Below are 24,100 nucleotides of genomic sequence, written 5' to 3'. Positions count from 1 at the left end.
AGGTCCTTTTAAGAAGAGTAATTTAGAAATGTCTTTGATTTCCGCTATGGCGGTCGCTTCGCGGGCATGGCTTCAGTCTCCTAGGCGTCTGCCTGCAGCAGAAATCACCCTGGTCATCCCATTCCAATTCATATATATTCTCTTAAAATAAGTTACGGACGCCAGGCAACCGTAACACTTTTGTAACAAAATAGCATGGTACCAGGATAAAAACCCAGTACCATGCTATTTCTTACTTTTTATCTTTTTCAAATAGGACGATTAAGGAAGGTAGTAGTATTCCCCGAATTAAGAATGTATCTAGAATAATTCCTACCGCTACGATGAATCCAAACACAAACAGTAATTGGATTGGTTGTGTCATAAGTACTGCAAAGGTTGCTGCAAGTAAAATTCCTGCTGACGAAATAACCCCACCCGTATTAGCAACCGCAATTTGAACCGCTTCTTTTACAGTGTGCTTTTTACGCTCCTCCAATAATCTAGAGATTAATATAATATTATAATCAATTCCAAGTGCTACTAAGAAAACAAATGAATACAGCGGAACTCGATTACTTATCGTATCGATGTCAAAAAGTAAATTAGTTAAGAACATACCAAGCCCAACTGCTGCTAAGAAAGATAATAAAATCGTTCCCATCATGTATATTGGCATTTTAATAGACTTCGTTAAAAAAATTAGCATAATAAAAATTAATATTGTTTCTAACAAAACTATAACGATTAAATCACGATCATTTACCGATCGATCATCCACTTTCGTCGCTGTTTCACCTGCAAAGTAGAGTTCTCCATTTATTTTACTTTCTTGTATAATGTTTTCCGCGTTCTCAACTATATTCTCTAATGCATCCATTGATTCAACCGAATAAGGATTTTCTTCAAAAGTTAATTGATATTGAATCGCATGACCGTCTTCTGAAATTCCGGTTACACGAACTCCGCTTACTAAAGTTTGTTTGGTGATATTTTTCATTAAACTTTCTTGTTCCTCAGACGTTATTTCATTTGTTGATTCAAGTAGGACCGTCGTTGGGGCTAGATCTCCTTTTTCAAACTTCGCTTCAATAACTTCATATCCTACTCGAGAAGGCATGTTGCTTGGGAAAGATTTGATTGTATCAAATTCATATTTCATATTGAACATATTGAAAGCAGATATTACTAGAATAACTAATATTGATAGTGCTGCAACAATAGGTTTATTAACAATATATGTACCAATTTTACTCCACAGCGTATTTGTTTTTATTTCAACATCTCCAAATTTCGGAACTTTCGGCCAAAATGATTTTCTGCCGAAAAGTGTAAACATTGCAGGTACTAACGTAATCGATGCAATCATAATAACAAACATTGTCGTACCGAATATTGGAGCAAAGTTTCGATAATCACCAAACTCTGAAAAAAACAGAACGAGCATCGCTGCAAGTACAGTTCCGCCTGCATAAAATACAGGTATTCCTGTTTCACGCATCGCCCACTTCATTGCATCATATTTACATTCATAGTTCTTCAGTTCTTCCCGGTATCGAGAAAAAACAAATAACGAATAATCAATTGTTGCAGCAAATAATAAAATAGACATGATGGATGTAGACTGAGTCGCTAATTCTAATCCACCTTTTCCAAATAGTCCTAGAATTTGGTTGACTACTTCATATACAAATGCCGTTGATAACAACGGAATTAATGCTAATAGCGGAGATCGGTAAATTACGATTAATAAAATCAACACAATTCCAACTGTAGATAGCAACAATACAATATCTGCTCTTGAGAATAAATTTAATGTATCTACAGCAATTCCCGCTGGACCCGTCATATAAATAGTCAATTTTGTTTGATCTCTGACAATTGTTTTTACCTTCTCTATACCTACTTCTAAATCTTTTGTATCTAAGGAAGGATCAAAACTTAATGGAATCACAGCTGTCTCTTTATCTTCTGAGAAAAAACCAGCAAGAGCTTGCGGTGGAAGACTACTAAAAAGTATCATCTTTTTTAATCCAGGAATATTAGCAGCACTCACTTTATCTAATGCCTCACCAAGGATTTCTGTATTTATTTCTCCGTTTTCCGATTGAAGAACGAGAATACCTGGAATACTTTCTGCATCTTTAAAGTGATCATCTATTTTCTGTTGAGCAATGACAGATTGGGCATCTGCTGGTAAGGAAGTAACACCTGACACCTTGTATTCACTTGCGCTAGGTGCAAACACCGCTAACAACATAGTAATGACTACCCATACCCCTAGTGTAATCCACATTCCTTTTTTGGAAGTTACAAAATCTGTTACAAGGCGAATAATCTTCTGCATGATTCACTCTCCTTTTTTTGTAAGTGACACTATTGTCACTTTGAATAAAAAAAAACATAACTGTCTCTTATAGTATGTTCAAAAGTGACAGTTATGTCAATTACTCTTTTTGGAGCATTCCATGACATAATATTTCTTTTATAGAAGCAATCCATTCCTCCTTTGGAATATCGAAATGGTTTGGTATAGCAATTGTTTGAAATATCATACCTAATATAACTGCTGTAGGTAAATGACTTTTAATCCTTTTTTCTTCCCTACCTAAATCGATTAAACCTTGGAATTGCTGATACATATCCACATGGTATTCGCCTAATTTCAACTTGTTTCCTTCTACTCTTTTTGTCGTGTTGGAAGGAATTTGATTTATTATCTCCATTACTTGATGAATATTATTATGTCGGAAAATGAAATCAATTAATAAATCAAATTGAGTTTGAAAATCCCCTTCTTTATTGAGTGCATTAATTTCAGTTAGAAAACGATTCATCTCGTACATTAAAAACTCAGAAATTAATTCATCTTTATTTTCGTAATACTTATATATACTACCTCTCGATACATTTAGAATGGCTGCCAAACGACTGAAAGTAAAAGATTCATACCCTTCATTAATAATCATTTCTTTAGTCGCATTGAATAATTCCTCGTCTGTAAACTTTCTTTCCCTTCCCACTACGCTCACCCCACTAATTACTCAAGTATAGTACATGCAAGCAAATACTTAAACTATCCCTAAAAAGCTAAAAATTACAAAAGTGTTACTGGTGCCAGGCACCCGTAACACTCCTGTAATATTACTTGAAATTTGTGATGGCTGTGGCGATTTGGTCGATGACTGGAATAGTGCTCGTTTTTGCATTTTCCGTTAATATCGTAAAAATAAGCGTTTCTCCATCTTTTGTTTTTGCATAACCGGCAAGTGATTTAATATTTTCTAAACTACCTGTTTTAGCTATAATATTCCCTTTTGCTGGAGCCATTTTCAATCTATTTCTTAGTGTTCCTCCTATAAATCGATCCGATTCACCAGCTATTGGTAAGCTTTTCAAATACGTGTTATACCAAGGTTCAAAACGGACAACATACAGTAGTTGAGATAGTTGATTAGAAGTAGTTTTATTGGAATAGGACATTCCAGATGCATCTTCAAAGTTCCAATGGTCGCTATCTAGCCCTATAGAATCTGCATATTCACGCATTACTTTAAGTCCTGCATCCCAACTTCCTACTCCATATTTAACTTTACCCATTTCTTTTGCTAACATTTCCGCATGCGTATTATTACTTAACTTCATAAAAGGAATAATCAGTTCTTTCAGCGGCATAGATTTTCTGGACATTAATACATGAGCCCGTTCTGGAGTTTTACCTTGAACAATTTTAGAGGAAGTGGCAAGCGTAATTCCTTTTTCCGTTAATGATTTTTTAAAAACATCGAGTGCATAGAGAGTTGGATTAGTTACAGAAATCCATTCTTTTGTGCCAGAAGTTCCTATCGGAGAATTCCCTGATACAACCACCTTGTTCGTACCAACTTGCCGAGTAATTTTCAGTGTGTTTTTTTGTCCTTTCGGAACTGTTTTAGAATTATTGACTACTTGTAATACACTAGTTATAGGAGTTAACGTTACTTTCGTAGCTTTTCCATTAACTCCAGGAATAGCTTCAACGATAACAGAGCCTGCATCAAAATCATCATTTGGTGAAAGTGTTAATGCAGATATGGGAGCGGCATAATAATAAGGCTCATCCTCTGCTAATATTCCTGCTGACAATCGAACAGAGTCAAACCACGTATCGTCCCCTATTAAATTTCCCGATACCCTTTTCACTCCTTGCTTCACTAATCCATCTGCAAAATTATCTACCTGTGTTTTCAATAAAGTCGGATCCCCTTGACCACGTAAATACAAGTTACCATTTAGTGTTCCATTTTTCACCTTTCCATCCGTTAACACAGCGGTAGAAAAACGATAATTTTCTCCAAGCATATCTAATGCAGCTGCGCCAGTTAACAATTTGAGTGATGAGGCTGGAGTAATTTCTTTATCCGCATAATACTGATACACCACGTCTCCAGTAGTTGCTTTTCGAATCGTCACACTAGTAGAGGCGTTCCTCATACGGCTATCCTGCATAATATTATCTATCGTATTTTTTAAGTTCGTATAGGAAGTGGCAGCTTCAACGCTAGAATCAATTGTAACTGGAATAAATATTGCGCCACTTATCATAAACACAGAAACTAAGCTTACTAAGAGTTTTTTTAAAATTGTCACTTTAAACCTCCTGTATTACAAAATTAGATATCACTAGTTTATCACGAAATTATTAGATAATACTGTTATTTCCGAGGAATGCACAAAGTTATCTCCGAATATCTAGTTGACTTACCATGATTTAACTTTTATTATTAATGCAAACAAATGCATCTTAAGGAGAAAATATGACAAATTTTAAAGACATTTTACAAAGTATTATTTCATGTGAACTGAAAATGGTTTCAACGGAAGTTTTAGATGAAATGATTGAAAACATAGGATCTACAGACCCCATTTTGAGGGACAAACTTATTTACACTGCTTTTTACACGTTGGTAACAGAAGATTTTCTGGATCAGCAGCAAATGGTATTCATTTTAAACAAACTGTTAGAGAATAAATCAGTAGTATTAGATATAGATAATCCCTTAACTGACTCTGTTTTCACTCGTTCTTTCACTACACTTGTTTACGCCTTGATAGTAGAACACGATTCTACTAAACAAATAATTAGTAAAGACTTAGTACGAGAAGTTATAGAGGCAACTCATGAATATATGGGTAAAGAATCAGACTTAAGAGGCTATGTTGATAAAAGAGGTTGGGCACATGCTGCTGCACATGGCGCTGATTTACTAGATTCCATTATGAAACATCCTACTGCAACCGAAGATGACGCCTTAAAGATTTTGCAACATATCGCACGTTTTCTTACCATCGCTAATGGCTATCAAGACGATGAAGAAGAACGGTTGGCTCGAGCATTCGTTACACTAACTAAATATCATCTTAATGAAGATCTCATAGTAACTTGGTTAGAACAATTAAAGCAGTCTCTTGCAGATAATTATGCTGCTTCAAATGGTGAGTTGCAACCGTATTATGCTCAACTAGCATTTAAGAATTTTTTGAAATCCTCTTACTTTTTATTAGAAAAGGAAGCCATTCAAAATGGTATGAAAGAAACAATAAAACGTTTAGTTGTTCAAATGATTTATTAACAACTAAGGCTGCTCCAACATTATTTGAGCAGCCTTAACTGTTTATTCATTTGTTCCTAAAGGTGAAAGCGCCTTTGTTTGATCGATATAAATAAAAGCATCGTATCTCGCCGCTATTTTAGAAGGTACATAATTGCCATATGCTTCGTAATCAGGATTATATACTACCCCAATGGCGCGATGACCAATCAGCTCATTAAACATTGAACGATTTTTTTCATTAAAAATCAATAGCTTATCAAATGCCCCAGCAGCATATAATGCATCTTCCCAAGTGTCTTTTTTCGCAGGAGGTACATCCATACGTTTATAGGGAGCATCCCATTCATTCGCCGCGATAACAGTACCTCTATGCGTCCCAAATCCAACAGCAAAAACATCTTCTATTCTATTTTGCAATCGAAGAGTTTGCCCGACATTCACCATACCTGAAGCAGCCATATCCGTTGCGGAAGCATCTCCTATATGCGTATTATGTTCCCAAATGATTATTTTCGATCCTTTCCCATGGTAGTCCATTATTTCATTAATCACCTCTACCATATGCTCATCTCGAATATTCCAAGACAACTCATCACTTCGAACCATTGCGCGATAATATTTTTCCGCATTCCTAGCAACCAGTGCATTTATTTTTAAATTTAAGTCCGCCTCTTTTATGTCACTATAATTTTCCTCTTTAGTACGAATGGTAGTCAGTAGTTTTGACACCTCATCTACACAAGCTTCAGAAATGTTGATAGAAGAAATAGCATAAGTTTCAGGATGGCGATTATATGGTTCAAAGCAAGAGAATGCTTTTTTAGCATACTCCAATTCAATTCCTTTTGGATTTGTATTACTTAAATATGTAATCACTTCATCTAAGGATTCCCACAAGCTGTATACATCGATTCCATAGAATCCAACTTTCTCTTTCGTCTCATTTTGTCCATTATGCATCTTTAACCATGAAACAAATTCTGCTATTTCTTCATTTGCCCACATCCAAGTCGGCCACCGATTAAATGCTTTTAACACTTCTTCAGCGTTGGTTTGGTCATCCGTGTAGCCTTTAATAAATCTGTTTATATGCTGAGTCGAAGGCCAATCTCCCTCCACGCCAATAAGCGTAAATCCCTTCTCTTCAATTAACCGTTTGGATATTTCCGCACGAACTTTGTAAAACTCAGATGTGCCGTGACTCGCTTCTCCCAAAAGGACAATTTTAGCATCACCAATTGCTTCTATTATGGCTGTTAAATCTTGTTTTGTTTTGAATGGTTGAGCATTTTTCTTTATATCTTCAATTAAACTCAATGAAAGCACTCCTTTTCAGTACAGTTTGAGTTTTTCTAACCTCATTCATTCAACAATCACAAATAGATGTCAATAAGTGGTGTCCTGTTTAATAAAAAATGTAGACAACTCATTTTATAGAGTTTGCCTACAGTCTGATGAAATGATTGTTAAAATCATAGCCATTTCTCTATTTTACACAAGAAAAAGCCAGTACAACGGGAATTCTTTGTCTTCTTTTGAATTCCTCTTCACTGGTAAAATGCTCACGCAGTGGTGTACCTTCTCGTAAATCTACTACTTGGAAGCCTGCCATTTTCAAAGCATGGAAATATTGTTCTATTGTACGGTGGTACTTGACAACCACTTCATCAATCCATGGTTCTTTTCGTTCTCCCTCGATAAAATAATCGTCTACTATCCAATTCTCACGTCTGTCTCCTGACTGTTTACTGACAAAAGAAGAAGTCGTAAGTGGATGTTGAACGCTAAATATGAACCTACCGTTTTCTTTTAATGCACTGTATACATTAGTGAATAACTTTTGGACATCTTCTATGTAATGAATGGCAAATCGTGAGGTCACTATATCTAATTCATTTTTTGGAAAATGAAAAGTCTCCATTGTATCTAAATGTATGGTTCCGTTCATGCCAGAGATGTGATTATTTGCTGCTTCCACCATTTGTTTGGAACCCTCTACTCCGTGGTAGTGCTTTGCACCTTTCTCCAATAATTCCTTCCCAAAAGAGGCATCTCCACACCCTAAATCTAGAAAGCTCTTTTCTTGAAAGTTTCCAATAAGTTCATACATTATTGGTCCTTCAATAGCATTGTTCGGACTGTCTTCTCTACCCTTTCTTTTCATATAATTTGCGAAAAACTCCGATTGGTCATACACACTCGATCCTCTATATTCCATTATTTTTCCCCTCTTCTTCTATACAAGTCTTTGGTCTTATATCCTTCTCCAAGAACTATCTCCATCTCAAATAGTCTTTTTTCTTGCGTTTCTTTTCGTTTGGCACTATATACGTAACGCGCCCAATCCTTCTGATAGCCCGGAGTTAATTGATTATACAGGTTAAGTAATTTCTCATTTCTTTCCAAATACTTTATAATATCTTCAACGTTCTCTATATAATCATCTACACATTGACTAGTACTTGCACTCTTTTTCAATTTCTTAGGCGTTGATTTTAGACCAACAACGGTAAAAGTTTCATTCATACTAACCATTCTTGAAAATTTTAAGTCGCTTTGTAGAACATATCCTTCTTCATCTGAAACTATATAGGCGAGCATACTATCTCGCTCAATATATTCCGCATATGTTGGATTATTCTTTTTAGGATAAGCAATGTACAAATAACCGTTTTTCTCAATTAACTTCTTTTCAATCACATTTTTTAATGTATTAGCATAATCCTCTAGATTAAATACAAATATAAATACAAGATCATATTTATCCTTTTTTATAGTAATATCGAATTCTAATTCATCAAAATCACATATATCTTCCGGTTTATGAAGTATCAACTTTTTCAAATACTTCTCCATATTTAATTTTTCAATGACAGTTTTAGTTGAATTCACACCGTTTTCCCCTTTCACATGCAATTTTATAGGATTGAATAAATAACTGCTTTATATAATAGTATAAATTGAAAGCACAGGTGAAGCATGAAAAAAATAATAAATAATCTCACAAAGAAGCAATGGCTAATATGGGGTGGCTCACTATTATTTGCACTGTTTTTTCTAATGAATAGAGAGCTAATCATGCTGCTTATTGACGGAAATATAGATGCGGCTCAAACTTTTTTAAAGAAAAACATGGGGTATGCACTACTCTTCTTATTTTTAGTTATGCTAATTCAAAATTCCATTACCATATTTCCGTTAATACTTGTTATTTCTCTTAATATTACGTTGTTTGGTTTTATTAATGGTTTTTTATGGAGCTGGCTAACAAGCATTCTTGCTTCGATTGTTGTCTATTATTGCGTTCGCTATATTTTCCAAGAAACCATTTTGGAAAAATTTCACCCAAAACTAATCGAAAAATTAGATACTAATGGTTTTGCTTATGTATTCCAGGCAAGAATCTTCCCCTTTGTCCCGACAAGTTTGGTCAACATATTAGCCGGGCTAAGTACCATCCGAATCCTTCCTTATTTACTTGCAACTACAATTGGAAACTTTCTTTATTTTTTTGTGTTGTCATTAATTCCCGCTGGTATATTTTTTGCTGATTGGAATGAATACGTTATTTGGATTATTATAGTGGCAGCAATCGTACTATATTATTTAATAAAAAAGAAAAAGAAATCTATTAAAAATATAGATACCGCAGATTAGCTGAAACTTTTAGGAGTGGAAATATATGAAACTTGCTATCATTACAGACATTCATGGGAACGAACTAGCATTAAAAGCAGTTCTTCATGCAATTGATAAACGTAAGGATGTTGAAGAAATATGGTGTCTAGGGGACATGATCGCGATGGGTCCAGATACAAACGAAATACTCGATATACTGTTTGCACGTCCAGATATTCGTATGATTACGGGAAATCATGACGAAGCCATTTTATCGCTTATTTCAGGAGAAGGACATCCTGAAAGTTATAAACATACTCGTGAACATCACAAATGGATTGCAGAACGATTATCAACAGACAATTTTAAGAAACTAAAAAAACTACCGCGAATGATTGAAAAACAAATAACTGGCACTCGTATCATGGGAATTCATTATCATATAGAATTAGCTAAGCGCAATGCCCATATAAATGATGAACCTTTTTATAGCATACTGGAACCATCTTTAGGGAATATGGAGAAAATGTACGCTAATTATCCCGCGGATATTGTTTGTTTTGGACATCATCATCCAGAGCATTTATTTTCCAACGAACACCAAACTTACTTAAATCCCGGTGCTTTAGGAGTGTCTAAAGAAAATATCGCTCCTTATGCAATTATTGATTTCTCACCAATGAAACCTTTAATCAGTATTGATCAAGCTACCTACGACAAAAATGCTTTCCTTGAAAAGTTTGATGCTTTAAAGGTTCCACAAAGAGAAGTCCTGTTTAAGCTTTTTTATGTTGGCGAATAAAACAAAACGAACTACTAAAAGTTTAATCTTTTAGTAGTTCGTTTTTTAGAGCACTTTTGGAAATGTAAGGGTAACAGAGGTACCTTGGCCTAACTGACTTTCAATAACTAAACTCCCTCTATAAGAATCCATCAGCTTTTGAGCAATGGATAGGCCGATTCCATATCCACCTTTCTTCCGATTGCGTGATTTTTCCACTCGATAAAATCGATCTGTAACGTGGGGGAGACTCTCCTCTGAAATTCCGATTCCAAAGTCTTGAACACTCAATTTCCGTTGCCGATAATTTATGTTCACTCTTGTATCATCCTTTGAATACTTTATCGCATTATCGATTAATATTGTAAGCAGTTGTTCTAAGTGTCCCTCTTTTATCGCAAGAGGAGTGTCATCATATAATTGAAAAGAAAAACCAAATTCAGGGTGTGTAATTTCAAAATCGTTTACAACTTTTTCAATCACCTTTTTTGGATTAATCAAAGGAATCGCAGCATTTATTGTTTTTTCAGAATCAAGTCTAGATAGCTCTAGTAAATCTTTTACCAATTTATCCATGCGATCCACTTCTTTCAAGGAAGAAGCTAATGATTTATTTAACACTTCCACATTGTCTTTTCCCCACCTGTTCAACATCATTAAGTTTCCATTCAATACAGATAAAGGAGTTCTTAATTCATGGGAAGCATCTTCCACAAATTGCTTTTGCTTATTGAAAGAAGTTTCTAATTGATCCATTAGCTCATTAAAGTGGATGGCTAATTCAGAAATTTCATCTTGTGTTGGTTGAACTTTTACTCTTTCTTCTAAACCGAATTTTTTAATCCTTGCAAGTGTTTTGGAAATATCCTGAATTGGACTAACTATTTGTTTGGAAAGAAAAAATGCCCCCATTAAACTTAAGAAAACTGCACCGATTCCTGACAAAAACATAACAAATCCAAATTGACTTAATAGACCATCGAAAATCTCTAGGTTGCGTACAATTTCAATTGTTCCAACAAAACTCGTGCCAACTAACGGTTCTCGGTAAATAAGCAGCCGGTCATCACCTGATTTGATCAACTCAAACTGATCATTTTGGACTAAATGTGAAGGTATGCCCAATAATTCTTCTTCACTCACCGCTACAATACTATTTCCCTCTTTATCTAAAATTCGAATTGTTTCCGACTTCTCATTGATGGATTTAACAAACGTTTCATTTTCTTTAATAAGCCGACTAGATAGTTTCTGATTAGAATAATAGTTTTGCAAAGTAGTCATCTTTTTTTCAATGGATTGCTCTTCATAATGAGTCATCCAACTGTTTATAACAAAGTATTGCAATATATTATAAGAAACAAACAAACCAATCATAAGCGCAGTTGCCCATAAAACAATCTTCCACTTTAGCTTTAACTTTTTCATCATTTCATCACGTAACCTACACCACGGACAGAGTGGATATAATTGTCATCATCTATACTAATTTTATTTCGCAAATATCTTACATACACATCTACCACATTCGTTTCTACCTCTGTTTCATATCCCCATATTTTCTCGAGAATTAGTTCACGCGGAAGTACACGATTTACATTTTGTAAAAACATTAAAAGAAGTTCATATTCTCTCTTTGTCAAAGGAATTTCTTCATTACCTTTCATAACTGTTCTTGAAATAGTGTCGACTTCAATTTCCTTGAATTTTAAATATTTTACAATACACTCTTCATGCCGTTCATTTCGGCGAAAAATTACTCGCATTCTTGCTAATAGTTCTTCAATTGAAAAAGGCTTTGACATATAATCGTCTGCACCAACATCTAAACCCATGACACGATCCATTACGCTATCTCTTGCAGTGAGCATGATAATCGGTGTTTCTTTCGCCACTCTAATTCTTCTACAAACTTCTATTCCATTTAAGTGAGGAAGCATTAAATCTAAAAGAATAAGGTCAAAATGTTGCATTAATGCAGCTTCTAATCCACTTCTACCATCATGGATAACCGTTACATCAAAGCCTTCGTGTTTAAGTTCAAGCTCTAGAAACTCTGTAATACTTTCCTCATCTTCAATGATTAATACTTTTTTCAATATGAACCCTCCAACGAATTGAGTTATCTACATGTTATCGAACAATGGTAGAACAGACAAATTTCTTTATTGTTTTTTTCTTGTTCTTGCGAAAAATAATAAAAGGAGCAATATTACAGGCATCGCAATTGAAACAATTTGTACAATAAGTGGATCAATTTTCGTATTCCCTAAAATATGTACGGGTATTGACTCACTAGAGTGTATTTGTTGATCATCGTCACTACTTACCGTTACATACAACTTATATTTGCTTGTATAAACAAAACGAATTGGTAATTCAACTTTTACAGATTGCTGGGGCTTTAATGTATCCAGTAAAACGGGTACATCTGCACCGTAGTCCTCTAAATTTACGGTCATATGTTTCCCGATATCGGCCATTGTAATATAAACCATCGCATTCTTCAGTTCTGTGCTCGATAGATTGGTAATTTCGACTTGCACTGTCGTTTCCAGGCCAGGATAATTTTCCACTGCATCGGGTGAAAGGATTTTTATATCAACTGTATCTGAAGCAGATACGACTCCACTCGTTTGCATTACTATAAAAGAGAAGAGAAATGCCAAAGAAATGAATATTTTTTTCATTCTATTCTCCTCCTTTAAGCGTGATTTTATTGTTTGCGAACAACAATAGTACAATACTAAGTATTAAGAAGATGAGTACTGGTAGTAAATCTACCATCAATACCATGAAACCAAGCCGATTTACAAAGTAATCCTTTAACGTAAGCATGGATCGTGATAACGGACTAATTGTATCAACGATATGTGCAAATCCACTTTTTTTCATCGTTGTTGATAAGAACATTGGAATTGCCGTTACTAAAAAGAAGACAAACGCTAAAAGTGTAGAACTCTTAGTAGATGAGAGAATTGCAGAAAAGCCTAGAGATAATGCTGAAAATCCAATGACTAATGGAAAACAAATGAAATAAAGAAATACAATTGCTTTCAAAAATATATCTGTACCCATAGCTAGTGCATAAAAATAAGGAAGAGATAGTAAAGAAATAATGAACCAAAATAAGAGCAAACCTACTAATTTTCCAAACGTAATTTGCGCTTTAGACAATGGGGATAATAAAAGACTTTCAAGCGTCTCTCTTTCTCTTTCCCCTGCATACATATTCGATCCAATAATGATCGTAACTAAAATACTAATACCTAAAACTACTTTCATGAAAGTCATATTTACTTCTACTTGAGCAAGTAAACTTAGTTCTTTCACAGAGACAAAACTTAATGCAAGACCACTAAACAAAATAGTCACAGCAAAATATATCCACAGACTTTTTTTAGAAAAGACATTTTCTTTTATTTCTTTTCGGATAAGCGCCGTTATCATAGATGTATCTCCTTATCTACTTGATCTGTAAGGTAAAAGAATACCTCTTCCAAAGTAATCGGTTCCGTTGTGTCTGCTTTCATTGGCCCATATTTGTTCAAAAGTGAATCTAAGTAATCTTCTTCTATTAAATTCCCTTCTTTTACAATAGCAACACGATTACATATTTCAGAAATTTCTTTGAGCAAATGAGAAGTTATGAATATCGTAACTCCATATTTTTTGTTTAAATCATGTAAAATCATTTGAATATCTCTTTGTCCTTGTGGATCTAAACCAAGTGTAGGTTCGTCTAAAAAAATAAGAACAGGTTCATGAATAATCGTTTTTGCAATTCCGATTCTTTGCCGCATCCCTCGTGAGTATTGTCCAATAGGAATATTTGCCTTACTTGTCATACCAACTTGATGAAGTACAGTTTCTACTCGCTCTTTTTGTCTACTTTTTTCCACTCCGTACAGTTGTGCAAAGAATAGTAAATACTCTGCTCCTGTCATCCAGTTATAGTAGCCATGTGACTCCGGTAAAACACCTATCACTTTTCTAATTTCCCGTTCATTCCTGATAACACTTTTCCCTTGAATTAGAACTTCCCCAGCTGTTGGCTTTAACAAACCATCTAACATACGAATAGTTGTTGTTTTACCAGCACCATTTGGTCCTAAAAAACCATAAATATCTCCTTCATTTACATGTAAACTTAATCGATTAACTGCAGTAAACCCATTCGGGTATTCCATTGTTAAATCCTTCGTTTGAATCATATTGTACCTCCCTCTAATAGATGTTTAAAAAAGAAATGAAAAGGAAAGGATGGGTCCAACCCACCCTTTCCTTTTAGAATCTGCAATTATTCTTTCCCTTCTTTGCCTTCGTTTTCACTATCCGATTCGACTTTTACTATTTTTCCAGAGGCAGCATCCACTTTCACGTCTTTCATTTCACCTGAAGCTGTTTTTACTTCAAATCCGTAAACCACTACACCATCTTCATCTTCTAGTTCCGATTTATTAACAGTTCCAGGTACTTCTTTTAATGCAATAACTTGTGCTTCATCTGAAGTCAATTTTGCTTTTGCCTGAAGATCTGCGATATTATCGTCATTTTCTTCACCATCTGTTTCATTTCCTTCTTTTTTTCCTTTGTCATTTTCTTCATCGTTTGCACCATTTTCGATTTTAACGATGTTGCCATCTTCTGCATTAACTTTTACATCACTTACGTCACCAGCTTTTGTTTTAATTTCAAAGCTGTAAACTACTACGCCGTCTTCATCTTCTAACTCAGAGTCTTTTACAGTACCTGACACTTTGTGTAGTGCAATTACTTGCGCTTCATCTAAAGTCAATTTTGCCTTTGCTTGAAGCACAGCAATATTGTCATCGTCTTTTTGATCTTCCACTTGGTTCGTTGCTGGTGTTTTGCCACTTGCAAAAGCGGTAGAGAATAGGCTATTCCCTGCAACCGCTCCTCCAATCAGTGTTGCTGCTAATGCCGGGATAATTATTTTCTTATTCATCTATATTCCTCCTAAAAAGTTTTGGGTGAAGCTTTCTTACAGTCACTATTCTGACAGGTGCTTATGAAAAGTTACCAAAGCTTTTTTAAGAAGTTAATGAAAGTTTAATGAGGAATTTCTCATATTTTTTATATATCCCAGTCCACTTGCCCTCTTTTACATATGCTACTTGGAGTGATAAAAAAGGAGTGAAGAAGAATGGTTCAACCATTTCAGGGAGGACAAATGCAACAAGGATATCCGATGCCTTATGGACAACAAGGATATCCTATGATGCCTTATGGACAACAAGGATATCCTATGATGCCTTACGGACAACAAGGATATCAGATGCCTTATGGACAACAAGGATATCCGATGTATCAACAACCATATCATCAACAGGGTTATCATGGGTACCCAGTCCAAGGTATGCCTTATGGCCAATATGGATATCCTCGGCAACAAGGATATCCTGGATACCCAATGCCACGCTAAATAGATTTCCAATAATTTCAATGCAAAAAGGATATCTCATATGGATATCCTTTTTGCATTGAAATTATTAATTATAAAATTCTTTAGGGATGGCACCAATATTTCTTCTATGGTATAACAGAGGCTCTTTATCCTCATTTTGAATATCTAGAACTTCACCAATCAAGATTGTATGATCTCCTGCTTCAATTTGTTTAAACACTTTACATTGCAAAGCTGCAAGTGAATTCGTGAGCACAGGCAAATTCAATGACGATTCCTTCCAATCGCATTGACTGAACCGATCCTCTACTTTACTTGAAAATAACGTACATAAATCCCCTTGATCAGCCGACAATATATTAACCGTGAATTTATCTACTTTTAAAAAATCATTATAAGAATATACTCTTTTATCAATAGACCATAATATGAGTAAAGGTTCTAGCGAAACCGATGCGAAAGAATTAACCGTCAATCCCATTGGTTTTCCGTCTTGATTAAAAGCAGTTACAACTGTAACACCTGTGGGATAATTGCCCATTGCCGCTTTATACCTCGCTATATGTTCCATTTTATTTTCCATTTATTCAACTTCCAATCTTTTTTTCTTTTAAGCATATCAAAATCATTATATTCTTTCACACTTTCGAATTCTCCTACCATCATTTTGTTTAAATTTCCCCCAGGCAGGGTAAAGATAGTTAGAACACAAAAAAGAAAAATGGAGGAATTTTAATGACACTCAAATTAACTGTAGAAAATGCCGTACAAGCAAAACAAGAAATAGAGAAACTTGAGACACAGGGATATTCACGAGATAACATTCATATATTCGCCCATTTCAAAGAAAGATCCGACGATATTAACGACGCTTTAGATACGAAAGACGTTGGCATTAAAGAACAAGGCTTCCTTGAGTCCATGAAAAATTTATTTACATCTCGCGGTGATGAACTACGAAGCAAAATGGAGGCAGCTGGTTTATCAAAAGAAGAAGCTGCCGAGGCTGAAAAAGAGCTTGATAAGGGCAAATTAGTTATTATTGCTCATAATTGATTTATATTAGATCCCATTCCCTTTCTAAGAGGGAATGGGATTTTTTTCTTTGGAGATTTACTTACAGCGGGGTATAACCATTTTACCCATTAAACCGATATCCGGAGCCCCATATCGTCTGGATGTATAGTGGGTTAGCTGTATCTTTTTCAATTTTTTTGCGAATTCTTTTTACATGAACGGTTACTGTAGCCGTATCCCCTATTGAATCGAAACCCCAGATTCTTTCGTATAATTGTTCTTTGGAAAAAGCGTGGTTTGAATTCTTCACAAGAAATTTAAGTAAGTCAAACTCTTTGGTCGTAAATAGTACTTCTTTTCCGTTAACAAATACTTGTCTGGATGCTGCGTTAATATGTAGTCCACGTACAAAAATCTCCTCTTTATGATTATCTGCATGGATTAGCCTTTCATACCGGATTAAATGAGCTTTTACTCGCGCCACCAACTCACTTGGGCTAAATGGTTTGACAATATAGTCGTCAGCACCTAATCCCAAGCCACGAACTTTATCAATATCTTCATATTTGGCCGTAACGATAAGAATAGGTATGTTTATTTCTTGGCGGATTTGTTTACAGAGATCAAAACCATTTATATTCGGAAGCATTAAATCAAGTAAAATCAAGTTAAAACGTTGGCTTAGTGCTGCCTCCAGACCACTAAACCCATCCGATGCAATTTCTACTTGAAATCCCTCTATTTCCAAGTAGTCCCTTTCTAATTCAGCGATACTTTGGTCATCTTCAATAACCAATATCCGTTTACTCATGCTTATCATCCTCTGACTTTTTTAGTATAAAGTAAACTGCGAGACCTTTATTTGATATATTCTCTGCCCAAATGATACCACCATGTGCATCTATAATTTGTGAGGCTATTGCTAAACCAAGTCCACTTCCTCCCGTACTTCTTGAGGAATCCGTTTGGTAGAACCTACTAAAGATTTTTGAGAGCTCTGCTTCAGAAACCCCCGGACCATTGTCATAAACACTCACTTTAATCATTTCACCTTGATCATATAGTGAAATACCGATTTGTGCCGTATCTTTGTCCATATATTTTACGCTATTAAAGATAATATTTTCCATTACTCGAATAATTTTATCTCTATCTAGTTGAACATATACATTCATTGGTTCAGCATCAAACGATATTTGCACACCTTTTTCACTAAGCCCATCTTTTATTTCGTCTAAATAATCTTTTATAAATTCCTTCATATCAACCAATTCAAAATGAAAAGGTAACTTTTTTACATCTAATTTTGAGAACAACGAAAGTTCTTCTATCAATCGGTTCATATACGTAGCCTTTGTGTGGATTGTTTCAAGGTATCGCCCCTGCTTTTCTATCGTATTTGCAACACCGTCCTGAATTCCTTCTACGTAACCAAGAATTGAAGTGACTGGTGTTTTTAAATCATGCGAAATATTAGCAATTAATTCCCTTCGATTATTTTCATATTTTTCCCTCAACTGAAATGATTCTTTTAATTGCGATCTCATCGCATCAAAAGTTCTAACAAGCTGGCCTAATTCATCCTTATTAATAGCAGTCAGGTTAAAATCCAAATCCCCTTTACTAATTCTTTTGGAAGCCTCTGATAATTGATTTACCGGGCGCAAAATACTTCGCGACATGAAATAGGATAATATTACATTCGTTGATACGAGTATAAGGATTAAAGAGATAAAAATAATCGGGAAGAAGGTTCTGGCAAATTTCACAAATGGTTCTGAACTATTTAGCAGAATTATGGATCCTTCAGTACCATCATCAAAGTAAAAATCATGCTGTCTTATTGAATAATGATTATTTCCTAAATTCATACCTATCGAGTCATATCCTTCATTACCGAAGGGAGGTAGTTTTTCAGTCGAAATGTCTTTTAATTGGATAGGATTATATACAAGATCATTTCCTTTACGTATTAAAACTTTAGCATGATTCTTTTCTAATTGAAGCGAGATTAAATCTAAATACGTCTGATTGAGCAATTTCCCTTGATCTAGTGAAGCTACTTTCTTTAAACTATTAAATAATTCAATATTTGTGTCATCGGAATCTAGCCAATGCTGTTTTAAATTATTGGGTCCATATCTAGTGCCGTCACCGAATACTATATTCACTAAAAAGAAAATTAAAATGATAGTGAAAATTGGCGTTACAATCATTGCAAAATTGGAAAGAAATAAACGCTTTCGAATAGACATATAAAACTCCTTCCAAAAAGAATTATTATTTATAAGTAAATCATACTATGACTTTTTACAAACAAGAAACCAGTCAATAAAAAAACCATTCAAATTCAGCTGAGTACACTGACTTTAGATGGTTATTTTCAATGCTTCTATATGATTTTATCCTCTCAATGTTTCTTTGATTTCTTTGTATTCTTCTATGCTCACTTCTCCTTTTGCAAGTCGATTTTCTAACACGTTCACCGCGTCAATTCGGTTGTTATAACAATTCCCTCTTCCCCGTTTCCACATAATAATGTTTGTTATTATTAATCCGATCATTACTAAAAAAAAGAAGAAACCAAATGGTGGAAAATGTCCATAATGCATCATCTTAATCAGCTCCATTTTTTATTTTTTGGTTGTTCGTTTACTCCATGGTTTGAATACAGAAATAGCAAATATAAAAATAAGTGATGTGAGTTGAACAATTATACCTACCCATAAATTTGTGTGGAAAGTCTGTATGGAAGTTTGTTCAAATTGATTTAATGCATTCAATGTCCAACTATACATTCCCCATATATTTATACCAATGAGAAGTAAGGTCATGACTTGTTTTACGATAATCCAATAATATTTGAATAACCCCCATTTTGTTAAAACAGAAAGAAGTACTCCAGTCAAAGTAGCCCCAATAGTAGATGCTTTTATTGATGTACTAGACAACAAATGCATTATTTGATAACTACTTTCTATAAGTATTGGATTATCTGTTGTAGCTATTTTAATGCTCAATATGAGGAAGGTCACCATATTACCAAACATAATCGCGGAAAATAGTATATGAATAATTAACAAAATCTTGCGCGTCGTCATCGAAATCTTCATCATCTCACCTCCCTGTTCTTCATTAATATAGCAAACAGATATAAACTATATCTGAAGAATTTATAAACAATTTATAAACTATTTAGCATGAAAAGAAATAGTGAAGTCTATTGGAATTTGATACACTATAATTAAGAACGAATGTTTTATTATTAAAACAAAAGAGGTGAAATTTCTTGAAACCAGTCATACTCGCTGAAAAACCTAGTCAGGCAAAGGCTTATGCTGATGCTTTTTCAGTCAAGAGACATGAAGGATATTTAGAAATTAATCCATGTCCAACTTTCCCCGAAGGTGCTTATATAACCTGGGGAATCGGCCATCTTGTTGAATTAAAAGAACCGAAAGCATACGACAAGAAATGGGATAAATGGTCGCTAAACAGTTTACCTATTTTGCCAGATCGGTATGAATTCCAGGTTGCCAAAGGAAAGTTCAAACAGTTCACCATTGTGAAAAAGCTAATGAAATCAACTGATACGGTTATAAATGCATGCGACGTGGACCGCGAAGGATCTAATATCTTCTATAGTATATACAATCAAACCGGAGCAAGACGGCAAACGATTAAACGATTATGGATTAACTCACTTGAAGTAGAGGAAGTTCGAAAAGGTTTTGCACATTTACAGGATAATCGTAAAGACCTTTTACTATACGAGGAAGCGAAAGCTCGCCAAATTAGTGATTGGCTCGTTGGAATGAACGGTTCTCGCCTTTATTCTCTTTTATTGCAATCACAAGGAATTAAAGATGTTTTTCCCATTGGTCGAGTACAATCACCTACTATTTATTTGATTTATCAAAGGCAAATGGAGATTGAGAACTTTGTTTCGGAGCCATTCTATGAAATCGAAGCAACATTTAATGCAGAACATGGAACGTATAAGGGGAAAGCAAAAGCGAAGGAACCGAAAAGAGAAATCATTCAGGAGCTTCTTGCAAAACATGCCATTCACCCAAATTCTCCTGGAATTATTACTTCTGTAGAGAAGCAGGATAAGCGCATACCTCCACCTCAGCTCCATTCCCTATCGACATTGCAAGCAACAGCTAATCGATTGTGGAAAACGAGTCCTGCGAATGTATTGAAGACAATGCAAGGACTTTACGAAAAGAAGCTTGTGACGTACCCTCGTACGGATTCACGTTATATTACACCTAGTGAGTTCTCTTACCTTGCAGAGCAAGTGACGGGTTATCAACAGCTTATCGGACAATCGTTTCCCATCAGTTCGCTCGTTCCGAAGAAGCGATATGTGGACAGTTCAAAAGTACAGGAACATTACGCCATTATACCGACGAAAAAGATCCCTTCACAAGCCGTAATTGATAAATTGTCCAGTATGGAAAGAAACTTATATGAAGAAATCGTTCGGACGACGCTTTCGATGTTTCATACCGACTATTTATATACAGAAACAAAAGTGACGACGGATGTAAATGGATTACCTTTCTTTACGACTGGAAAAACAGAGCTAGATAAAGGTTGGAAAGCATTGTTCGTTCGTTCTTCAAAAGAGAGCGAGAAAGAAGAACCGACGTTGCCCTCTTTATATGAGCAAGAAAAAGTAGCTAGTGAAATTGCAATAAAAGAAGGAAAAACAATGCCTCCTAAACCTTATACAGAAGGACAACTCATTGCCATGATGAAAACATGTGGAAAGCTTGTGGATAATAAAGATGAAACTGAGATTTTAAAAGAAGTAGAAGGTCTTGGTACAGAAGCAACACGCAGTGGAATTATCGAAACGATTAAACGTCATGGATATATTAATGTAACTAAAAATATTGTGTCTATTACGGATAAAGGACGGGTTCTTTGCCAAGCAATCGAAGGGAATCTTCTTGCTAGTCCCTCCATGACCGCCAAGTGGGAAACCTATTTGCGAAAGATTGGTAATGGAGAAGGTTCTCAAGAACGTTTTTTGGGTAGCATCGCTAAATTCATTCATAGCCTATTACAAGAAGTCCCGAATCAATTAAAATTGAAAAATATTGATATAAAACTTGTTCCTTCTAAAACTTCTAACTCTAAGTATTCTTCATATAAGCAAGAACCAATTGTCCTTTGCCCAAAGTGTAAAGAGGGTTCAATTGTTGCCCGAAAAGGTTTTTATGGATGCACTAATTATAAAAAAGGTTGTACACAAACATTTAATGGTTTCTTTTTAAAGAAGAAGATTACTCCTAGTCAGATTAAACTTCTCTGTACAAAAGGGAGAACAAATGAGATAAAAGGATTCGTTGCAGAAAATGGGCAAACATTTAATGCTAGTCTTTCATTTATAGAAGGTAAATTAAAGCTAGAGTTTAAAGCTTAAGTAACATTTCATAGTTAACACAATGGATGAGAGAAACAGTGTTTAAAATACAACAATTTGAAAACCGAAAGAAGCTATTTTCTTCTTTCGGTTTTTATTTAGGGATTTATTAGATCGTCCTCTTGTTTATTCAAACGGATAAGCATATGCGATATGGCCCTTACGTCCTTTTGTAGTGACCGATTGAGATAATGAATTTAGTATTGCCTCTTCGGCAACTTCAGCTGCCCCTTGAAAAAGATCATTCATAATCGGATGATCATCCCTTAGTTGCTGCCTTGTTTCAACACTTTCCTCTGAAAAATGCGAAATTAATTGTGCCGTGGAAAAAGCAATGACTATATCTCCGCTGCCATTACTAAAATGACTTCCAGTTCTTCCAAGCCCGATTCCGCATCTCTTTGCCAACCGCTTTAGCTGTCTACTACTAAGGGGTGCATCCGTCGCGAGTACAATCATAATTGACCCATCCGCTGGTTTTGGAAAAGTGGGCATGTCTGATTTTTCTTCGACTTTATAATGATTGCTTTGAAAGTCTTCTTTTCTGCCAAAATTACTTAGAACTAAGCAACCTAATGTATAAGTTACATCCCCGTCCTGAACTATACGCGAAGAAGATCCTATTCCACCTTTGTAACCAAAACAGATCATCCCTTTTCCTGCTCCAACCGCACCTTCTGAGGAGGGATCTGTGGAAGCTTTTTGAATACATTCAATCGCATGCTTTGGCTGAATGGCCAGTTTCCGAATCGAGTTTAATCTACTGTCATTACATTCTCCTACAACCAAATTGACCGTTCCAGTAGATTCTCCAATCTCTACGTTTTGCTCTAACATATACTCCAAAGTGCCTTGCGTGACCGCAGGAATTGCAAACGTATTTGTCAGCATGATGGGCGACTCAATTAAACCTAATTCATCCACTTGCACAAGCCCAGTTGTTTTACCAAATCCATTTAATACATAACTTGCACCTACTACTTTTTGCTGAAACAAGCTACCGCTATGCGGTAGAATTGCTGTTACACCAGTGCACACATATTCTCCATCTTCTAAAGGAAGGTCCAATGTAACATGCCCTACTTTGACACCTTCAACATCGGTAATACAATTCTTTTTTCCAACTGGTAGACGCCCTATTACGATTCCTCTTTGTCTAATTTTTTTTGGCTGTTCTTTCATTGAACAACTCCCTCTATAGATGATTCTTTCCATCTATTCACATATGCTTTTTCAATAAACTCATTGTTATTAGCATATAGACGAATAACATCTTTTATTTCTTCTGCTAGATATTTTTCATTTCGATTGTTTGCAAGACTTTCATATCCTGAGCCTCTTTGTAAATAATCGGAACTTGCCACTGTATACCATGTTTCATCTTCTAGCAGTAATTCATTCACATAAATTTCTCGTATATGTTTTCCGTCATGAACAACTTCTACTCCTGCTATATGCAAACTTCCAACAAACCTACCTCTAAAGCCAGGCCCTCTTCCATCAGCTAAGCAAACTTGTGCATCAAGTGATTGTTCCAGTGCTTCTTTTATATATTTCCCTTGTATTTCAAACGAAGTAGGATTTAATGGAGATGGGCATACTTCAATCAATTTTTTCTTAGTCATTTCTTGAAATATTCCTGCATTACAAATTCCACTATTGATAAGACCGATATCGCATTTCAGCATATCCTTTAAACCATCTGCGATTAAATTCGTTAATGGATTTTCTTCGATAACATCATGCCATAAAGGCTGTTTGAGTGAATAGATTGGTTGGCTAAGTACTTCAATTGATTTTTCTTTATTTGTTTTTAATAAAGTTAATATATGCTCATCTTTTTCCGCATCCTTTGATGAAATAGTTTCTGAATGAAGCAGTTTTATTTCGCCTTCTTTGATATCCAGTTCAAGAATTCCTAAATGCTCCCCATAATTTCCAGCACTGTTCATGATTATGTTATTAATTACTTTTGCTTCGCTAAAAAGTTTATGATCATGTGCTGAAATAATAATATCAATTTCGGGAATTTCCAATGCGAGAGGTTCATCGGCAAATGTTCCAACGTGACTTAAGAGAATACAAATATCATAATTCCCAGCATTTCTTTTTATTTCTTCTTCAATGGCTTCTTTATAATCCGTCATGTGAATCCCAATACCATCATTAAACTCACCCATATTAGGAGATGATCCAGTGATTAGTATTCGGAGTCCATTTTTATTCAATATTACGCTTTTGAAGAC

General features: G+C 35.1%; 25 protein-coding genes. 6 read left to right on the top strand and 19 right to left on the bottom strand.

Annotated features, from left to right (window positions below; genetic code table 11):
• Nucleotides 1-232 precede the first annotated feature (232 nt).
• The 3 genes from ACFVR1_RS05715 to dacB form a co-directional block, all read right to left on the bottom strand.
• Nucleotides 233-2,326, bottom strand: coding sequence for an MMPL family transporter (locus tag ACFVR1_RS05715; protein WP_387581529.1), 2,094 nt, complete (start codon nt 2,324-2,326; stop codon nt 233-235).
• 100 nt (nt 2,327-2,426) lie between these two features.
• Nucleotides 2,427-3,002, bottom strand: coding sequence for a TetR/AcrR family transcriptional regulator (locus tag ACFVR1_RS05710; protein WP_387581527.1), 576 nt, complete (start codon nt 3,000-3,002; stop codon nt 2,427-2,429).
• Between the two features lie 121 nt (nt 3,003-3,123).
• Nucleotides 3,124-4,608: a D-alanyl-D-alanine carboxypeptidase/D-alanyl-D-alanine endopeptidase gene (gene dacB / locus ACFVR1_RS05705; protein WP_387581524.1), complete on the bottom strand. Its 1,485-nt coding sequence runs from the start codon at nt 4,606-4,608 to the stop codon at nt 3,124-3,126.
• Between the two features lie 167 nt (nt 4,609-4,775).
• Here dacB and ACFVR1_RS05700 point away from each other — a divergent pair, with 167 nt between their 5' ends.
• Complete coding sequence (locus ACFVR1_RS05700) at nt 4,776-5,591, top strand: DUF2785 domain-containing protein (RefSeq protein ID WP_387581522.1); 816 nt, start codon at nt 4,776-4,778, stop codon at nt 5,589-5,591.
• 42 nt (nt 5,592-5,633) lie between these two features.
• Here ACFVR1_RS05700 and ACFVR1_RS05695 read toward each other — a convergent pair whose 3' ends face one another.
• The 3 genes from ACFVR1_RS05695 to ACFVR1_RS05685 all read right to left on the bottom strand — a co-directional run bounded on the left by ACFVR1_RS05695 (nt 5,634) and on the right by ACFVR1_RS05685 (nt 8,465).
• The gene (locus ACFVR1_RS05695; RefSeq protein WP_387581520.1) at nt 5,634-6,890 is read right to left on the bottom strand and encodes an erythromycin esterase family protein; all 1,257 of its coding nucleotides are present in this window, start codon (nt 6,888-6,890) and stop codon (nt 5,634-5,636) included.
• 169 nt (nt 6,891-7,059) lie between these two features.
• On the bottom strand, nt 7,060-7,791 hold the full coding sequence (locus ACFVR1_RS05690) for a class I SAM-dependent methyltransferase (protein WP_387581517.1): 732 nt from the start codon (nt 7,789-7,791) through the stop codon (nt 7,060-7,062).
• Nucleotides 7,791-8,465 (bottom strand): YdeI/OmpD-associated family protein, encoded by a 675-nt coding sequence (locus tag ACFVR1_RS05685; RefSeq protein WP_387581514.1) that lies wholly within the window; start codon nt 8,463-8,465, stop codon nt 7,791-7,793. The genes ACFVR1_RS05690 and ACFVR1_RS05685 overlap by 1 nt, the downstream gene beginning before the upstream one ends.
• 87 nt (nt 8,466-8,552) lie before the next feature.
• On the opposite strand from ACFVR1_RS05685, the gene ACFVR1_RS05680 reads away from it, so the two are divergent.
• The gene (locus tag ACFVR1_RS05680; protein ID WP_387581511.1) at nt 8,553-9,230 is read left to right on the top strand and encodes a TVP38/TMEM64 family protein; all 678 of its coding nucleotides are present in this window, start codon (nt 8,553-8,555) and stop codon (nt 9,228-9,230) included.
• A gap of 25 nt (nt 9,231-9,255) precedes the next feature.
• A complete protein-coding gene (locus ACFVR1_RS05675; RefSeq protein WP_387581509.1) occupies nt 9,256-9,993 on the top strand; it encodes a metallophosphoesterase family protein in 738 nt (245 codons plus the stop codon).
• Between the two features lie 45 nt (nt 9,994-10,038).
• Here the strand turns inward: ACFVR1_RS05675 and ACFVR1_RS05670 are convergent, their stop codons facing one another.
• The 6 genes from ACFVR1_RS05670 to ACFVR1_RS05645 form a co-directional block, all read right to left on the bottom strand.
• Complete coding sequence (locus ACFVR1_RS05670) at nt 10,039-11,403, bottom strand: sensor histidine kinase (protein ID WP_387581506.1); 1,365 nt, start codon at nt 11,401-11,403, stop codon at nt 10,039-10,041.
• Nucleotides 11,400-12,071, bottom strand: coding sequence for a response regulator transcription factor (locus ACFVR1_RS05665; RefSeq protein WP_387581504.1), 672 nt, complete (start codon nt 12,069-12,071; stop codon nt 11,400-11,402). Before ACFVR1_RS05665 ends, ACFVR1_RS05670 begins: the two co-directional genes overlap by 4 nt.
• 66 nt (nt 12,072-12,137) lie before the next feature.
• Nucleotides 12,138-12,662 carry a COG1361 family protein gene (locus ACFVR1_RS05660; protein WP_387581501.1) on the bottom strand — a complete coding sequence of 175 codons (525 nt, stop codon included), beginning with the start codon at nt 12,660-12,662 and terminating at the stop codon, nt 12,138-12,140.
• Nucleotide 12,663: 1 nt separating this feature from the next.
• Entirely contained in the window at nt 12,664-13,422 is a 759-nt protein-coding gene (locus tag ACFVR1_RS05655) for an ABC transporter permease (protein WP_387581499.1), read from the bottom strand.
• Nucleotides 13,419-14,186, bottom strand: a complete 768-nt coding sequence (locus ACFVR1_RS05650; RefSeq protein WP_387581496.1) for an ABC transporter ATP-binding protein — start codon at nt 14,184-14,186, stop codon at nt 13,419-13,421. Before ACFVR1_RS05650 ends, ACFVR1_RS05655 begins: the two co-directional genes overlap by 4 nt.
• A gap of 86 nt (nt 14,187-14,272) precedes the next feature.
• Nucleotides 14,273-14,941, bottom strand: a complete 669-nt coding sequence (locus tag ACFVR1_RS05645; protein ID WP_387581493.1) for a PepSY domain-containing protein — start codon at nt 14,939-14,941, stop codon at nt 14,273-14,275.
• A gap of 198 nt (nt 14,942-15,139) precedes the next feature.
• Here ACFVR1_RS05645 and ACFVR1_RS05640 point away from each other — a divergent pair, with 198 nt between their 5' ends.
• Nucleotides 15,140-15,418: a hypothetical protein gene (locus ACFVR1_RS05640; RefSeq protein ID WP_387581490.1), complete on the top strand. Its 279-nt coding sequence runs from the start codon at nt 15,140-15,142 to the stop codon at nt 15,416-15,418.
• A gap of 67 nt (nt 15,419-15,485) precedes the next feature.
• On the opposite strand, the gene ACFVR1_RS05635 is transcribed toward ACFVR1_RS05640, so the two are convergent.
• Nucleotides 15,486-15,983, bottom strand: a complete 498-nt coding sequence (locus tag ACFVR1_RS05635) for a flavin reductase family protein (RefSeq protein WP_387581487.1) — start codon at nt 15,981-15,983, stop codon at nt 15,486-15,488.
• 152 nt (nt 15,984-16,135) lie between these two features.
• On the opposite strand from ACFVR1_RS05635, the gene ACFVR1_RS05630 reads away from it, so the two are divergent.
• The gene (locus ACFVR1_RS05630) at nt 16,136-16,456 is read left to right on the top strand and encodes a YflT domain-containing protein (RefSeq protein WP_387581484.1); all 321 of its coding nucleotides are present in this window, start codon (nt 16,136-16,138) and stop codon (nt 16,454-16,456) included.
• An 82-nt stretch (nt 16,457-16,538) separates the two neighbouring features.
• Here the strand turns inward: ACFVR1_RS05630 and ACFVR1_RS05625 are convergent, their stop codons facing one another.
• From ACFVR1_RS05625 to ACFVR1_RS05610, 4 genes are all read right to left on the bottom strand, one after another.
• Nucleotides 16,539-17,234 (bottom strand): response regulator transcription factor, encoded by a 696-nt coding sequence (locus tag ACFVR1_RS05625; RefSeq protein ID WP_387582417.1) that lies wholly within the window; start codon nt 17,232-17,234, stop codon nt 16,539-16,541.
• Nucleotides 17,221-18,672: a sensor histidine kinase gene (locus tag ACFVR1_RS05620; protein ID WP_387581482.1), complete on the bottom strand. Its 1,452-nt coding sequence runs from the start codon at nt 18,670-18,672 to the stop codon at nt 17,221-17,223. Before ACFVR1_RS05620 ends, ACFVR1_RS05625 begins: the two co-directional genes overlap by 14 nt.
• A 147-nt stretch (nt 18,673-18,819) precedes the next feature.
• Nucleotides 18,820-19,032: an SHOCT domain-containing protein gene (locus tag ACFVR1_RS05615; RefSeq protein WP_387581480.1), complete on the bottom strand. Its 213-nt coding sequence runs from the start codon at nt 19,030-19,032 to the stop codon at nt 18,820-18,822.
• 18 nt (nt 19,033-19,050) lie between these two features.
• Nucleotides 19,051-19,530: a hypothetical protein gene (locus ACFVR1_RS05610; protein WP_387581478.1), complete on the bottom strand. Its 480-nt coding sequence runs from the start codon at nt 19,528-19,530 to the stop codon at nt 19,051-19,053.
• A gap of 176 nt (nt 19,531-19,706) precedes the next feature.
• Here ACFVR1_RS05610 and ACFVR1_RS05605 point away from each other — a divergent pair, with 176 nt between their 5' ends.
• Nucleotides 19,707-21,854 carry a type IA DNA topoisomerase gene (locus ACFVR1_RS05605; protein ID WP_387581476.1) on the top strand — a complete coding sequence of 716 codons (2,148 nt, stop codon included), beginning with the start codon at nt 19,707-19,709 and terminating at the stop codon, nt 21,852-21,854.
• 126 nt (nt 21,855-21,980) lie between these two features.
• On the opposite strand, the gene ACFVR1_RS05600 is transcribed toward ACFVR1_RS05605, so the two are convergent.
• Complete coding sequence (locus ACFVR1_RS05600) at nt 21,981-23,036, bottom strand: P1 family peptidase (protein ID WP_387581473.1); 1,056 nt, start codon at nt 23,034-23,036, stop codon at nt 21,981-21,983.
• A complete protein-coding gene (locus ACFVR1_RS05595) occupies nt 23,033-24,034 on the bottom strand; it encodes a bifunctional metallophosphatase/5'-nucleotidase (RefSeq protein WP_387581471.1) in 1,002 nt (333 codons plus the stop codon). Before ACFVR1_RS05595 ends, ACFVR1_RS05600 begins: the two co-directional genes overlap by 4 nt.
• Between the last annotated feature and the right edge of the window lie 66 nt (nt 24,035-24,100).

Origin of the sequence: Psychrobacillus sp. NPDC058041 (genome assembly GCF_042885655.1) — a bacterium.
Classification (GTDB): domain Bacteria; phylum Bacillota; class Bacilli; order Bacillales_A; family Planococcaceae; genus Psychrobacillus.
Note: the sequence above shows the minus strand (reverse complement) of the source record. Positions and strands in the feature narration are given on the sequence as shown.

Bases quoted from the DNA above. Each gene is read 5' to 3' on its own strand.
- ACFVR1_RS05715 (WP_387581529.1), bottom strand. From the start codon at position 2,326: ATGCAGAAGATTATTCGCCTTGTAACAGATTTTGTAACTTCCAAAAAA.
- ACFVR1_RS05700 (WP_387581522.1), top strand. From the start codon at position 4,776: ATGACAAATTTTAAAGACATTTTACAAAGTATTATTTCATGTGAACTG.
- ACFVR1_RS05690 (WP_387581517.1), bottom strand. From the start codon at position 7,791: ATGGAATATAGAGGATCGAGTGTGTATGACCAATCGGAGTTTTTCGCA.
- ACFVR1_RS05680 (WP_387581511.1), top strand. From the start codon at position 8,553: ATGAAAAAAATAATAAATAATCTCACAAAGAAGCAATGGCTAATATGG.
- ACFVR1_RS05675 (WP_387581509.1), top strand. From the start codon at position 9,256: ATGAAACTTGCTATCATTACAGACATTCATGGGAACGAACTAGCATTA.
- ACFVR1_RS05670 (WP_387581506.1), bottom strand. From the start codon at position 11,403: ATGATGAAAAAGTTAAAGCTAAAGTGGAAGATTGTTTTATGGGCAACT.
- ACFVR1_RS05660 (WP_387581501.1), bottom strand. From the start codon at position 12,662: ATGAAAAAAATATTCATTTCTTTGGCATTTCTCTTCTCTTTTATAGTA.
- ACFVR1_RS05655 (WP_387581499.1), bottom strand. From the start codon at position 13,422: ATGATAACGGCGCTTATCCGAAAAGAAATAAAAGAAAATGTCTTTTCT.
- ACFVR1_RS05650 (WP_387581496.1), bottom strand. From the start codon at position 14,186: ATGATTCAAACGAAGGATTTAACAATGGAATACCCGAATGGGTTTACT.
- ACFVR1_RS05645 (WP_387581493.1), bottom strand. From the start codon at position 14,941: ATGAATAAGAAAATAATTATCCCGGCATTAGCAGCAACACTGATTGGA.
- ACFVR1_RS05640 (WP_387581490.1), top strand. From the start codon at position 15,140: ATGGTTCAACCATTTCAGGGAGGACAAATGCAACAAGGATATCCGATG.
- ACFVR1_RS05635 (WP_387581487.1), bottom strand. From the start codon at position 15,983: ATGGAAAATAAAATGGAACATATAGCGAGGTATAAAGCGGCAATGGGC.
- ACFVR1_RS05630 (WP_387581484.1), top strand. From the start codon at position 16,136: ATGACACTCAAATTAACTGTAGAAAATGCCGTACAAGCAAAACAAGAA.
- ACFVR1_RS05620 (WP_387581482.1), bottom strand. From the start codon at position 18,672: ATGTCTATTCGAAAGCGTTTATTTCTTTCCAATTTTGCAATGATTGTA.
- ACFVR1_RS05615 (WP_387581480.1), bottom strand. From the start codon at position 19,032: ATGATGCATTATGGACATTTTCCACCATTTGGTTTCTTCTTTTTTTTA.
- ACFVR1_RS05610 (WP_387581478.1), bottom strand. From the start codon at position 19,530: ATGAAGATTTCGATGACGACGCGCAAGATTTTGTTAATTATTCATATA.
- ACFVR1_RS05600 (WP_387581473.1), bottom strand. From the start codon at position 23,036: ATGAAAGAACAGCCAAAAAAAATTAGACAAAGAGGAATCGTAATAGGG.
- ACFVR1_RS05595 (WP_387581471.1), bottom strand. From the start codon at position 24,034: ATGGGTGAGTTTAATGATGGTATTGGGATTCACATGACGGATTATAAA.